This window comes from Sphingomonas sp., from assembly GCF_030145815.1.
GTDB lineage: Bacteria > Pseudomonadota > Alphaproteobacteria > Sphingomonadales > Sphingomonadaceae > Sphingomonas.
The window spans coordinates 35,421-49,721 of record NZ_JAIXHL010000028.1; the positions used below are offsets into that span (position 1 = coordinate 35,421).

The 14,301-nt window shown below is 62.1% G+C and carries 10 protein-coding genes and 1 pseudogene; 2 read left to right on the forward strand and 9 right to left on the reverse strand.

Annotated features, from left to right (window positions below):
* Positions 1-15: 15 nt before the first annotated feature.
* The 8 genes from fsa to KYX69_RS19550 form a co-directional block, all read right to left on the reverse strand.
* Positions 16-669: a fructose-6-phosphate aldolase gene (gene fsa / locus KYX69_RS19515; protein WP_300500519.1), complete on the reverse strand. Its 654-nt coding sequence runs from the start codon at positions 667-669 to the stop codon at positions 16-18.
* Between the two features lie 32 nt (positions 670-701).
* Positions 702-1,958, reverse strand: a complete 1,257-nt coding sequence (locus KYX69_RS19520; RefSeq protein ID WP_300500522.1) for a metallohydrolase — start codon at positions 1,956-1,958, stop codon at positions 702-704.
* A gap of 30 nt (positions 1,959-1,988) precedes the next feature.
* On the reverse strand, positions 1,989-3,308 hold the full coding sequence (locus tag KYX69_RS19525) for an MFS transporter (RefSeq protein WP_300500524.1): 1,320 nt from the start codon (positions 3,306-3,308) through the stop codon (positions 1,989-1,991).
* Positions 3,309-3,311: 3 nt separating this feature from the next.
* A complete protein-coding gene (locus tag KYX69_RS19530; protein WP_300500545.1) occupies positions 3,312-3,542 on the reverse strand; it encodes a DUF6385 domain-containing protein in 231 nt (76 codons plus the stop codon).
* Positions 3,543-3,673: 131 nt separating this feature from the next.
* Complete coding sequence (locus tag KYX69_RS19535) at positions 3,674-4,603, reverse strand: DUF6772 family protein (protein ID WP_300500526.1); 930 nt, start codon at positions 4,601-4,603, stop codon at positions 3,674-3,676.
* 84 nt (positions 4,604-4,687) lie between these two features.
* The gene (locus KYX69_RS19540) at positions 4,688-7,867 is read right to left on the reverse strand and encodes a carboxypeptidase regulatory-like domain-containing protein (RefSeq protein WP_300500529.1); all 3,180 of its coding nucleotides are present in this window, start codon (positions 7,865-7,867) and stop codon (positions 4,688-4,690) included.
* A gap of 366 nt (positions 7,868-8,233) precedes the next feature.
* On the reverse strand, positions 8,234-9,685 hold the full coding sequence (gene xylB / locus KYX69_RS19545; protein ID WP_300500532.1) for a xylulokinase: 1,452 nt from the start codon (positions 9,683-9,685) through the stop codon (positions 8,234-8,236).
* A gap of 79 nt (positions 9,686-9,764) precedes the next feature.
* Positions 9,765-11,297, reverse strand: a complete 1,533-nt coding sequence (locus KYX69_RS19550) for a mannitol dehydrogenase family protein (protein WP_300500535.1) — start codon at positions 11,295-11,297, stop codon at positions 9,765-9,767.
* A 238-nt stretch (positions 11,298-11,535) separates the two neighbouring features.
* On the opposite strand from KYX69_RS19550, the gene KYX69_RS19555 reads away from it, so the two are divergent.
* Positions 11,536-12,594, forward strand: coding sequence for a LacI family DNA-binding transcriptional regulator (locus tag KYX69_RS19555; protein ID WP_300500538.1), 1,059 nt, complete (start codon positions 11,536-11,538; stop codon positions 12,592-12,594).
* Positions 12,595-12,791: 197 nt separating this feature from the next.
* Entirely contained in the window at positions 12,792-14,003 is a 1,212-nt protein-coding gene (locus KYX69_RS19560; RefSeq protein ID WP_300500539.1) for a DUF3644 domain-containing protein, read from the forward strand.
* A gap of 206 nt (positions 14,004-14,209) precedes the next feature.
* Here KYX69_RS19560 and KYX69_RS19565 read toward each other — a convergent pair.
* Positions 14,210-14,301: pseudogene (locus KYX69_RS19565) on the reverse strand (integrase catalytic subunit); the annotation flags it as partial.

Consider the following 14,301-nt stretch of genomic DNA (forward strand, 5'->3'; position numbering starts at 1 on the left):
CTGAGCGATCAACGTTCAGGCGATCGTCTGCCCGGTCTTCGCCCAGTCGGACAGGAAGCCCTCGATCCCCGTGTCGGTCAGCGGATGCTTGACCAACTGACGGATCACCGACGGCGGTGCGGTCATCACATCGGCGCCCAGCTTCGCGGCCTCGAGAATGTGGATCGGATGGCGCACGCTGGCGACCAGGATTTCGGTCTCGAACGCATAATTGTCATAGATCAGGCGAATGTCGCCGATCAGGTCCATCCCGTCGAACCCGATATCGTCATGCCGCCCCACGAAGGGCGAGATGAAGGTCGCCCCGGCCTTCGCCGCCAGCAGCGCCTGATTGGCCGAGAAGCACAAAGTCACATTGACCATCGTCCCGTCGCTGGTCAGCGCCTTGCACGCCTTCAGCCCCTCGATCGTCAGCGGCAGCTTGACCGCGACATTGTCGGCGATCTTCCGCACGATCTCCGCCTCGCGCATCATGCCGTCATAGTCGAGCGCGACCACTTCGGCCGACACCGGCCCATCGACGATGCCGCAGATTTCCGCGACGACCTCCAGGAAGTTGCGCCCCGCCTTGTGGATCAGCGACGGGTTGGTGGTCACCCCGTCGAGCAGGCCGGCATCCGCCAGCTCGCGAATGTCGTTGGTGTCGGCGGTGTCGGCTAAGAATTTCATGGCTGGCTCTCGGAGTTAGGTGTGAGAGCGGCTCAACGCGACGGATAAGGCCCGAATTCAGCCTTCACGCGCAGCGATTCATCGCCATCCTCCAGCACGAACACGCGATAGCTGGCGCCGCCCGGCGCGACGCGGACGACGACATGGCCTTGCGCGCTCTTGGCGTGCTTGCTGTCATAGGTCGTGGCGCGCGTAGACGGCGACAGGTTGGTAATGAAGATATCGCGGTCGCCCGGCCATATCCGTTTGGATGTCATCCGCTCATAGGTGTTCTGAGCGGGATGACCGTCGGCGCGCGCAGTGACAAGGATCACGCGCGGACGAAGCCGCGAGAGTAGCCCTGAACTGTTCGCGTCCCAGCTGGCGTGATGGTTCGCCTTCATCACATCGACCGGGCCGGTGGCCTGGCCGACGGCGCTTTCGATATCCTTCCAGGCGGCGGGTTCGAACTCGGTTTCCCCCGGCTTACTGGAGAGGTCGCCGCCCGTGTAATAATCGAATGGGCCATAGCTGATCCGGAACACCAGGCTCAGATTGTTCTCAAGCGGGGAATCCGATCGCTTGAGCGACGTCAGCGGCGGCACGGTGTTGCGCGACGCCGAACCCTTGCCGGTCCACACCACGCCGTTCGCGGCGATGTTGCGCACCTCGAACTCCGGGAACCGCTTCGGGTCACGCAGCATGGTGAGCTGGTCGTTATGGCCGGGTTTGAACTGCTCGACGCGCAGGCCGTTATGCGCCGTCTGCCAGTCGAGGAACTTGCGATAATTGGCCATCGTCGCATTCTCGATGGTCACCGGATAATTGTAGTTCGGCCAGCCGCGATCGACGATCTTGGCGATCGGCACGAACTCGGGAACCTCGGTGATACCGCTCAGCTGATAGGCGCGGTTCTTCGACAGCGGCGAATCCGGGACGATGATGCCCATATGGTCGCCATGGAAATGCGAGAGCACCGCATAGTCGATCTTCTGGTTATCCCGCGGCGCAACCTGCTTGATGAAGCGCGCCACCCATTCGGCCGGCGGTCGCGAGCCGTTCGGTTTGCTGGGTATTAGGAAGGGCGCCGGTCCGACTTTCGTGCCGCCGCTGGCGTCCTCCAGCATCGTGGTGCCGTCGGGAAAGATGAAGAACTGAGCGTCACCGCGCCCGGTGTTGATGGCATAGATATCCAGCTCGCCCGGGGTCCAGGCGGGCAGACGCAGGCCCACGGTCTTTTGCTGAGCGGCGCTGGTTCCGCCGGACGCGACAAGCGCGGAAGCGACGGCGAGTTGCAATAGTGCCTTCATCTCTTTTCTCTTTCTGTTGTCCGGTCGCGGTCAGCGGTCCGATGGCGGAGCAAGATCGGGGACCGCCTTGAGCCCGCGTGAGAGGTAGGCGCCGAGGATGGCGATGAGCATCAGCACCAGGCTCAGCAGGCCGATCAACCACGTCCCGTTGACGGCGCTGGTCAATGCGGTGGCGATGATCGGCAGCGTGCCGCCGACCAGCCCGCTCGCCAGTTCGCGCGAGATCGCGACGCCGCTGAACCGGACTTCGGTCGGGAACTGGTCGGCGAGGAACGATGCCTGCGCGCCGAGCATGATGCCGCCGGAAAAGGTGAACAGCAGCAGATAGGCGAGCAGGATCAGCGGCGGCTGGCCGCTCTCGAGAAACCAGAAGAAGGGAAACGCCGAGGCAGCGCCCAGCATGGCCCCGCCGATGAATACCCGCCGACCGCCGACCCGGTCCGCCAGCAACCCCGCCAGGGGTTGCACCGCAAGCAGGACGAAATTGGAAATGGCGAAGATGGTGACCCCGACGCTCGGCGGGAATTTGAGCGTCGCGGTCATGTACGCCAGACCGAACGCAGCGGGCAGGTACCCGGTGACGTTCGGGCCGCCATTGAGCATCAGCGCCTTCACGAACGGGCCGCGATGGTTGCGAAACAGCTCGCCCATCCCGGTCCGCGCGGCGGGACGCTCCAGCTTGGCTTTTTCGAAGGCGGGAGATTCCTCGACCCGAGACCGGATATAGAGGCCAATCACGAACAATAGCGCGCTCAGTAGGAACGGGATGCGCCAGCCCCAGCTCATGAAGTCGTCGGTCGGCAGCATCGCCACCGCGCCGAACACCGCGGACGCCAGCAGCATGCCGAGCGGATTGCCGGTCGCGGGGATCGCAGCCAACAACCCGCGGCGATGCTTCGGCGCATACTCGAACGCCATCAGCGTCGCACCGGCATATTCCGAACCGGCACCCAGCCCCTGAAGGATACGCAGCACCACCAGGATCGCCGGCGCCCAGTACCCGATCGTGTCGAACGTCGGCAGGCACCCGATCAGGAAGGTCGACACGCTCATCAGGATCAGCGTGATGACCAGGATCTTCTGGCGACCCAGCTTGTCGCCCATATTCCCGAAAAAGAAGCTGCCGAACGGGCGCGCGAACAGGCCGACGCCGTAGCTGGCGAGAGCGCCGAGCAGCGAAAACAGCGGATCTTCCGACGGAAAGAACAGCGGCGCCAGAACGACAGCGCTGGCGATGCCGTAAAGGGTGAAGTCATACCATTCGAGCGCCGCGCCGATCGTGGTCGCAAAGAGCACTCGGCGGCGCTGTTTTTCCGTGGGTTGGGTCACGGTTTCCGCTGCTTCGGTCACGCCTCAGCCTTTGAGCGAGAGATGGATCAGGATGGTCGACGGCGAAGCCTCGCTCGCGCCATCGATCGCAAAGCGCAGCCAGCCACCGAACGTCGTCAGGCGCAACGCGGCGAGTGGCTGCTCCGGCGGAACCGAGATCGGCTCTTCGATGTCGATCCAGTGCAACCCGTCAGGCGAGATTTGCGCCTGGACGGACAAGGTGCATGTTGTGTGCTCGGTCTGCAGAAAGAACACCGCTTCCCGCGCCCATGACGCCTCGTACGGGTGCGTCGTGTGGGGACCGAAAATCGGCAGGCGTCGTTCGAGTACGGATGTAACGGATGTGAGCAACTCACGAACTCCCAAATATCGATCGAGAATGTTGGCTATTCGATCGAATAAACCACGGAATCGAGGAACAGGTTGACGCTGCGGTTCGTGTCCGTCTCGATATAGAAGATTGGATTGATGAGGTTATCGATGCCCTTGTATCCGGGCGTCGCGGTCGGCGCGATTCCACGCAGATCGAAGATCCGGTCCTGACTTTGCAGCTCGATATATTCTCGCTTGTTATAATCGATCAGCAGCCGGAAATAATTCCAGTTCAGCTTGTCCGGACTCTCGTTATAGACCAGCTCCTGCGCGCCGTCCGGGACCCATTGATACCCGTCGGACGAGCCGTCGGGATAGCGCCGGCCGTAAAAGTGATTGTCGATACCGGGCAGGTACCAGCCGTCTTCCAGACCGCACCATTCCTCGGTCGTCACGCCTTCGGCCGCCTGCCAATATTGCCATTTCTTGACCAGCTGGCCGTTGATCGAATTGACGTAGCGAACGCCCGGCTTGTAGCGGAATTCGGAATCCTGAACGTCGAAATAGAAACCGAACGCGCGAATATCCTCTTCGCCGAGCCCTTCGCGGTCCTGCTGCGGCGTGTAGGTGTACCACGCCTCGATCTGCAACTTGTTCGGGTTGCCGAAGCGCGACAGGCGCTTGATCGCACAACCCATGCTGCCCGGCGCGACAGGCTCCTCCCACCGGTTCGCGACCGGCTTGGTGCTCAGCTTGAGTGAATAGGTCCCCTCCATCGAGCCGTGCGACGATGCGAACCGCATCGGTGCCGAGCTCAACATCGTCGGCGCCCAGCTTGCGACGTCGATCGGACCCGGCGCCTGCTGAAAATCAGGATAGACGAAGTTGGGCGTCAGATCCATCCAGCCGTTAAAGCCGCGATCGAAATCGTCATAGGTGATGATGCGGTCGAGTGGATTGAACTTCTCAAGTCCGCGCTCTCGAAGAAAAACGTGTTTTTGCATTGGCGGCGCTATCCCGGTGAACGATGGAGTTAAAAGGCTATTCTTGGATGAGAGTTCGGCTGGCGACCGTGGTCGCCAGCAATCTTAGAAACGCGCCCGCAGACCGAAGCTTGCAGTGCGGCCGTTATAAACGGTGAGCGGCGAGAAGTTGGGGAAGTCCGATACCGCGGTCACGTTCGATCCGGGCTGCATCACGATCAGGCCCGAGTTGAGCAGGTTGGTGACCGTAAAATAGGTTTCGAACGTCTTGGTGAGCTTGACCCGTCCCGAGACGTTGATCTGCGTCATCGCCTGGAACCATGTTGCCAGCGTCTCACCATCGGCGGCCAGCGTGCGCGGTTTGTCGTCGTTCCACAGCAGATTGACGTTCAGCTTCACCGGACCCTTTTCGTAGCTCATCGCGAGCGAACCGATATTGCGACCCCAGCGGATCAGCGGGCGGTTGGGGGTGTTGTGCGTGAACGCGCCGCGCAGCGAGAAGCCGTCGAACGGCGCGGGCAGCCAGGTGAAGCTGTGCTGGAACGCCGCCTCGAGACCCCAGATCGACACGACATCGACTTGCTGCGCGATGGCGTAGCGGAAGCCGGCCCCGGCGAACACGGGATCGCTGGCATAGGGTGCAAGCTCCGGTATCTCGAGCGCTTCCTCGCGCGAGAATTCCAGTGTCTGCGGCAGGCCCCGGATCTTGTTGTAGTAGATGCCGAGATTCACCATCCCGACCGTCTTGAAATAATGCGACAGGCGGGCCGACACATTGTCGGAATAGGCCGGCGTGAGGTTCGGGTTGGGCACCGTCAGCAATGGCCCGCCCAGATCGCTGCCAGTCAGGCTCTCGCTGGGCTGGCTGGCATAGGAATCGATGCCGGAGCGGAGGACGGAACGGCTATAGCCGACCTGAAGATCGTAATCGTCAAATAGCGTGGCCTTCATCTGCGCACTGGGGAACAGGTTGAAGAAGCCGCCACTCAGCCGGGTCTGTCCCCCGCTATACTGATAGTCGATACACGGAATGGTGGTGGCGACACCGGTCGTTGCCGTAATCGCGCAATTGGCGGTGGCGCCGGGCGGTCGATAGGCGAGGATCTGGGCGCGCGGCAGCGACTGATAGACATCGGCCCGACTGTCGGTCCATTCGCCGCGCAACCCGACGCGCAAGCTCAGCGCTTCGGACGGCTTGACCGTGACCATGCCGTACAGCGCCTTGATCATCTCGCCATAATCGGTCGTGCCGTAATTGGTGGCGCGATATTGCGCGGCGGTGGCTGTGCTGCTCCAGTTGCCGGGATTGCTGTTGTAATCCTGCCAAAGCCTCCCGAGGTCGAGTGCGGGGATGTACCGCGAGCCGGAGAGCGAGGTGATCGAGAACCCGCTCTTGTTGGTGACATTGTGCGTGTACGGGCTGACGAACGCGGCGAGGAACTCCGCGTTGCTCATGGGACCGACATATTGGAACGGCGTCGCCGCGGTCGTCCCGAAATCATAGAGCGTGTCGGTGATCTTGAACCCGGTCTGGAACTCGACCGGAACGTTTCCGAAATCGGCGGCATAGCGGATATTCATCGCGCCCGAATGCTGCGCCAGCTTGCCATAGGCATTGCTCGACAGCGTGATCGTCGGCCTGCCGGTGGGCAGCGTCCAGTTCGCGGGATTGGACCAGTCCGCGCCGCTGACCTGCGTGATCGCGAAATCGAGATCGGTCAGGCCGGGGCTGCCCTTGATCGCCGAGAAATTGCCGCGCGAGCTGATCGACGACGAGTTGGTCACCTGCCCCTTGGCCGGGGAGTCATAATAGGAGTGCGTGTCCGAATAGGCATAATAGCCGTCGATGTGCCAGCCATTGTGCTTCCAGTCGAAGTTCAACGCGGCGATGTTGCCCTTGTTGATCTTGTTCGCATTGGTGGAGCCCGAGGTGATGGTCGTCGTCGTCGCAGGTTGCCGCGTGACGAATGCCGACAGCGCGTCCTCGGCGGTGGCCGGACCGCCTTGGAGGTTCAGCAGGCCGCGGGCACCCGTGCTGGTGTCAGCAATGACCTCGACCGTGGTTGCACGCTGGAACACGTCGCCGCGCGACATGATGCCGATGGCGCCGAGCGTCAGGTTCGGCGCCGCCTTGAAGTCGAGGACCAGAGTGGCGTTCTTGCGGGTCACCAGCCGATGATAGGAACCCTGCTCGAAGGCGTAGAGCTCCAGCGGATAGGGGGCGTTGACCGAATTGCGGAAATTCCGGCTTGAGACGATCTGCTCACGCTCGAAATATTGCTGGTTGATCGAAGCGGAGAAGCTGACGCCAAGGCGACGGCCGAAGAAGCTGTCCCGGTACAGGATGCTGGCATTCGGCAGAAACTTCTGCCCGTTGAAGCCGCCGTCCGCCTGGGGGCCGGTGTTGTTGTACCGATCCCACATGTTTTCATGTGTCATGCCCTCGATGCTCAGCACCAGCGAAGGCTTCCGGCGACTTGCTGCGCGCCGAGTCTCGAGATTGATGATACCAGCGGGCGCATCGGCATTCTGATCGGCGCCCGTGGTCTTGTAGACCGTCACGGATTCGATCGCCGACAGACCCATGGATTCATAGCTGAAGACGCGCGCCGCCTGTGCCGCGCTGCTATATCCGGTCGCCGCGTTGGCGTTGGCCGACACGATGTCCATGCCGTTGAGCTGGGTGCGGGTGAACCCGGCCGGGAGGCCGCGCAGGCCGACATAGACCGCGGTGCCGTTCGACCCGTCGACGTCGATTCCCGGCATATATTTTAGGAACTCGCCCGGATTGCCGCCGGCGATATCGCCATAGGTTTCGGTCTGCAGCACGTCCGCGATCTGAAGCTCGCTGCGCTGCGCCATGATCGAACGCTGCTGACCTTCGCGTTCGCCGCGGATGACGATTTCGTCGGCCGATGCGGCCTCGTCGACGCGGCGGCCGGCCTGGTTGAGCTCAAAATTGAGTGTTGTTACGCCATCGGTACCAATTGTGACCGGTTGCGAGATTTCGACATAGCCGATGAATTCGACGCGCACGGTCGCGTCGCCGCTCGGCAAACCGTCGATGCTGTAGCTGCCATCTTCGGCCGTGCGCGCGACATAACGCCGCCCGTCGATCTCGACGGTGACGATCGCATTGCGGAGCGTGTCCTGGCTGAACGCGTCCGAGACGACGCCCTCTACCGTCCCGCTGGTTGCGGGTGAAACCTGTGCCGACGCGGTGGCCGGGATGGTCAGAGCCGGCAGCATGGCGGCCGCCGAGCACAACAGAAATGCCTTTTTCATGGCCATCACTCCCCCTTTGCCGTCGTGGCACGATGGCCGCGTCGTTCATGCGAGCCGCTCATCGAAATAATATCGTTAATAGTGCTAGCATGCGCGTATCTGATGGTCAAGATTTCCATATAATATTGAAAAATAGTCATTATATTCTCCTGCTCCGAGCCCTGATAGCCCACGCTCGTTACAGAAATGCGACTTTAGAGATAACGATAATGTATGATTCGCGACGACGGCCGGATGATGCCGCTGTCGATGTCGGAGTTGCAGCAGTGTGAGGCGCGGGGTCGCCTACACGCGCGATATGACAATTCGCCGGACAGTCGCGTTATAGAGCGCGACGGCTTGCGCGCATCGCACCAGCGCCGGATACTATTGGAGCCCAACGCCACGTATGGCTGCAGAGGCCGCCTGATACCTGCCGCGCTTCTGCGCGAGAATGGCTTGCAGATCGGCGTCGGGCTCCGCGACGGCTATGACGCGCGGACGTCCGCAGATCTCTTCGGGGGAACCAGGGTCGATACCGAGTTGGGCCAGCTTCGCTGCGCCGAGCGCGGGACCGATATCGCCCCCTTCGACATAGATCAGCCGAACCTGCAGCACTGACGCAATGATCCGTCCCCACGCTGTCGAACGCGCGCCGCCGCCGACCATGACCAGTTCGTCGACATGGCTCCCGGCCTCGCGCAGGGCATCCAGGCCATCGGCCAGGCCAAAGGCGACCCCTTCGAGCACTGCCGCCGCCAGCCGCGCCGGGTCGGTGTCGTTGTCGAGGCCGAACCATCCGGCACGAACATGCGGATCGTTGAACGGCGTTCGTTCCCCGGAGAGGTAGGGGAGAAAGACTTCCGGACCTGTCCCCGGCGCAGCACCGTCGGCGATGCGCAGCACGTCGGCAGGTCCCGACAGTCCCAACTGACGCGCCGCCCAGTCGATGCAAGCTGCCGCCGACAGATGCACCGCCATCTGATGCCACATGCCGGGCAGGCTGTGGCAAAAGCCATGAACCGCCCGCGCTGGATTGGGCCTGAAGTCGCGCGTCGCGACGAAGGTGACGCCGGAGGTTCCCAGCGAGAGCAAGGCATCGCCTTCTCCGATGACGCCCACTCCCGCAGCCGCTGCAGCATTGTCCCCGCCGCCAGCGACCACAGGAACGCGGTTCATCCCCCACCGCTCGGCCATTTCCCGCTGCAGGCGACCGGTGACCGCGTTTCCTTCGACCAGATCAGGCATGGTCCACCGGTCGAGCCCGGATGCTGCCAGCATGCGATCGCTCCAGCCGCGTCGTGCGACGTCGAGCCAGAGCGTGCCCGCCGCATCGCTCATCTCGGACACCTTCTCCCCGGTCAGCTTTAATCGCAGATAGTCCTTGGGAAGCAGCACAGTTCGCAAGCGCCGGAATACGTCCGGTTCGTGGCGCCGCACCCACAGCAGCTTCGGGGCGGTAAAGCCGGGCATTGCGATGTTGCCAGTGATCCCGCGCGCGTTCGGCTCTGCGCTTTCGAGTTCCGCACATTCGGCGAAGCTTCGCCCGTCATTCCACAGGATCGCGGGGCGCAGCGGCATGTCGTCCGCACCGAGCAGGACTGCACCATGCATCTGACCGGCAAGACCCATCCCGCGGACCTGATCGCGCAACTCGGGACGAAGCTGCATCACCGCGCGATCGGTTGCCGTCCACCAATTCTCGGGATTTTGCTCGGACCACAGCGGGCGTGGCCGATCGACGGACAGGGGGGCGGTGGACTGGGCCAGCACTTCGCCGGTCGGCGACAGGACGACCGCCTTGACGCCGGACGTGCCGAGATCGATGCCCAGAAACATGCGGCGCTCTCCTGTCGCGATGGGCCGACATGCGTGCGCCGGCCTTGAGATGCGGCAAGCACCACGCTTGCCGCCTGACCTAATTGGCGGCGTGGATCGCCGCAGTAGCGGTCGGGCCCATCCCATGGGGCCGCGTGTCGAACAGCCCTCGCGCTGCGGCCTGCTCGATCGTTGCTCGCGTCCCGATATCGTAGATCGACCCGAGCCATTCGCCCACGGCGGCGAGCACACGCGGATCCTGCCCCAGATTGCCGAAGAGCGCGGTGATGGAGAGCAGCGGCGCCGGATCGCCACCACCGGCTTCGGCCTGTTCGGCGAGCATCGCGGCCATCGGGTGGACGACATGGATCGCGGCGCCCTGCTCGTCGATCCCGCGCACACGGCGTAGCCATGCAGCCAATCCCAGCGCCAGAAGATCAATCGGCTCGTTCGCGGCGAGACGATCGCGCAACGGATCGAGCAGCACGTTGACCGGCGCGTCCGTATTCACGCGCTGCGTCGTATCCTTGATCGCCGTGTTGGCGAACCGCGCGACCAGTCGACGCTTGTACGCCGCCAGATCGATCCCCGGGACCGGCATCAGCGTCGGGGTCAGCTCCTCATCCATCAGGGCAATCATGTAACGCCGGATCAAATCGTCGCCGACCGCCTCGCTTACCAGCCTGTGACCCGACAGCTGACCCAAGCCGGAAACCCCAAGATGGCTGGCATTGAGCAGGCGAAGTTTCATGAACTCGTACGGCGTCACGTCCTCGACGAATTGGGCTCCGACCTTTTCCCATGCCGGCCTCCCGGCCACGAACTCATCCTCGATCACCCATTGGCGAAACAACTCGGCGCTGAGCGAGGCGCGGTCGTCGATCCCGGTCTCCGCTGCGAGGGCTGCGATATCCTCCGCCGTCGGCACCGGTGTGATCCGATCCACCATCGAATTGGGAAAGCGCGCATGGGTCTCGATCCAGTCGGCCAGATCGTCATCCTGCTGGTGCGCCAGCTTCAGCACCGCGGACTTAAGGACGTTTCCATTATGCTGGATGTTGTCGCACGACAGCGCGGTGAACGCAGACTCGCCGCGCGCGCGGCGGCGGCGATAAGCTTCGACGAGGATTCCGGGAAGCGTGCGCGGGGAGCGCGGCTGCGCGACATCGTGGCGGATTTCATCGCTGTGCAGATTTAGTTGTTTGGTCGCGCGATCGAGATGATAGCCGTTCTCGGTGACCGTCGCGCTGACGATCCGGGTTCGGGGATCGTCGATCACCGCCAGCAGCGCCGCGGTCGCGCCTGAAGCATCGATCGTCTCCACGATCGATCCGATCAGCACACGATTCTCGGCGTCGCCTTCTCGTTCGACAAGCGTGTAAACGCCGTCCTGCGCGCCAAGCGCTTTAAGAAGCGGCGAATCCGCCGCGCGGAGTCCAGCCCCGCGAATGCCCCAGCCGCGCGCCTCGGGGTCGATCCCCATCAGGTCATGCGTGTATCGCGCCATATGCGCCCTATGAAAGCCACCCAATCCGATATGAACGATGCCCGGGGTGACCTCCGCCAGCTCGTAATCGACGGGCTCATATCCCGACGACAGCGCCGGAAGTGCGCATCGAGAGAGTTTGTTCATGGCGCACCCGCTCCAAACAGCAATTCAACCTTTGAGATAACGATAATGATCGTGGCACACCTTCCGGAGTTTCGCAATCATCCTCATAATTTGAGGTTTCAATAGGCCGCTCCGACCAGAACTGCGGGTCAGCCACACCATCTGAACAAGATCGTTAATCTATCATGCGCGACACCGTTGCCTGTTGGCAGGCCTGGTGGTGCCCGTTACGGTTCGGCATGACTTCCGGAGGCTTCGCATGGCGGATATAGGCAACGGGCGGCGACCGCCGACTTTGCATGACATTGCCGACCGGCTGGGCCTGACCGCCAACACGATATCGCGCGCATTGAACGAACGGCCGGGCGTTAGCGCAGCGACCCGCGCGCTGATCAAGGCGGAGGCCGAACGCCAGGGCTATGTGCCCAACGTCCATGCCCGTTCGTTGGTACTGGGCTCGCGAAAGACGATCGGGGTGATCGTCGCCAATATCTCCAATCCCTTTTTCTCCGATCTCGTCAGCGAGGTCGAGCTGCGCGCGCAGCAGGAGGGATATACGACGATGTTGCTGCTGACTTACGAGTCCGCCGAGCGCGAGCGTCAGGCGATCAACCGCGCGCTGCGCTCAGGCCTCGACGGGCTGATCGCCGCCCCGGTGCATGATCGCTCGAATGCATGGACCCCGGTGCTGAAAGCGGAAATCCCGCTCGTCCTCGTCAGCCGCGAGTTGCCCGAGCTCGAGGTCGATTTCTTCTCGACCGATAACGAGGCGGGCATTCGCCTGACGGCCGAAGCGGTATTCGCGCGGGGCGCGAAGGACATCGTGCTGATCGACGAGGACATGCCCTTCTCCACCATCCGTCTGCGGATCGAGGGTTTTCGCGCGTCGATGGAGGCACATGGCGTGAAGTTCGATCCGCGAATGCATCTGGCACTGGTGCCTCCCGCGCGGTCGTTCCGGGTGTCGCGGTCCTGGAATGCCGACGATGCCTATCGCGTCGCCAGCGACCTGCTCGATCGCGGTCGTCGGCCGGACGCATTCCTGGTAGGCGACGACTATTATGCGCTGGGCCTGTATCGCGCGTTGAGCGAGCGCGGGATCCGCGTGCCGAACGACGTACTGGTGATGGGTTGGGGCAATCACCCGTTCACCCGCTATATGGAGCCGCCGCTTTCGACACTTGTGTTGCCGTTTCAGGAAGTCGCCCAGCGCGCGACGGAGCGCCTGTTGGCGCGAATTGCGGGCACCGCTGAAACGCCGATTGTCCGCGAACGCATTGTGCCGGAACTCGTGATCCGGGCTTCTGCGTCGCGGTAGGCCGCTATTGCCACAACCGGCCGATCGGGAATGCGCCCCAACTACGGGCCTTCCTGTTGTAAGGTATCGGTCCTGCAAGCGGCCATCCGTAGTCTAGCCCAGAGCGCGAATTGTATTGGCTTTTCCCGCTACCCTTACGGCTCGGTTTGGCGGTTTCGCCGGATTCGCCGTATTAGGGACGAGAAGGGGGCTGCTTTATGCCAGAGCGAAAGCGTGGTCATCGGCTCGAGCGATGGGAAGTCGCGCTGGTCAAGGCGATGCTTGCGACTAAGAAATACAATGACCAAGACGTCCTAGCGTATTTCACTCGTCCGACGCGCTCGATCAATCACCGCGCAATCTCGGAAATTCGGTCAGAAACGAAGCAGAAGGCCGTGAAAGCTGCCACCGCTGAGCAGCTGAATGAATTTCTCAGCTGCTGGCCCGATGTCGACGGAGAGACCGGGCTGAGTCTGCGCGGTGACGAACTGCTCGTGAAGTCACGAGAAGCAATGATCGCAGCCGTGCACAATTTCAATGCAGCGGGCATCCACTTTCGTGCGGAGATATTCATCACGACGGCGATGATCGGCTGGACCTACCTTTGCCACGCTTGGTTTAAGCGGGAGGGCATAGACTTTCGTTATAAGGAAAACGGTGCGGTAAAGCTGCTCAAGAGTGGTGCAGAGGCCTACTGGGAGCTCGGTAAGTGCCTCCGCAACGATAAGATCCCGGTCTCAAAAGCAGTCAGGCAAAACCTGGAGTTGCTGCTCGAAATCCGACACGAGATTGAACACCGATCCACCAATCGGATCGATGACGCTCTTGGGCCGCTGATGCAGGCGTGCTGCATCAACTTTAATGATGCCATTCGATCTTGGTTCGGGGTCCAGTTCGGTCTTGAGCGGCGGCTGCCGATCGCGCTCCAGTTTGTCACATTCGATGCGGCTCAAGCGACGGGGCTGAAGAGCGCGAGCACGCTGCCCGCGACGATCGCTTCAACCATGGATGCTTTTCACGAGAGCATGACGGATGACGAACTCAAGGATCCAGCATTCACGTATCGCGTTGCATTCGTGCCTAAGGTGGGCAGCAAGGCGAGCAAGTCCGACACCGCAATTGAATTCATCAAGCCGGATTCGGAAGAGGCGAAGGCGATTAACGCGGTTCTGCTCAAGGAGGTGGACAAAGCGCGCTATACTGCAACGCAGGTTGTCGAGGCGATGCATGCCGAGGGCTATCCACGTTTCAACCAATCCCAGCATACAGCTCTTTGGAAAGAGTTGGGCGCAAAGGATCCTGCAAAAGGCTTCGGTAAGGCCGGCGACTACCAGAACACGTGGGTGTGGTTCGAAAGTTGGATCGCACGCGTTCGGGCGCATTGTCAGGAAAATGCTGCGAAATACATCGCGGCCCCAACAGTCTCATAGAGGGCGATCGCTGGCCGCGGGGGACATCAATGGGCGTCCGCAATGTCAGCCTTTCACGGTCGCTTAGACGATCTCGAACGCGGTCGTTCATTCGTCAATTCGGCGACGACATTTATCACGGTCGTGAAGCCGCGACGCATTGGCGGCGACATAGCTCCGCCGATCGGCAATGTGATCTGCCCCCACCGAGTGGACCGATAGGTTTGTTAGTGGATTAAGCCCATCGCCGCCATATCCGGACGGAGGTGGAGCGAAGCGGAACCGGAGGCCGGATATGGCGGTGTCGCCGTTTCCGGTG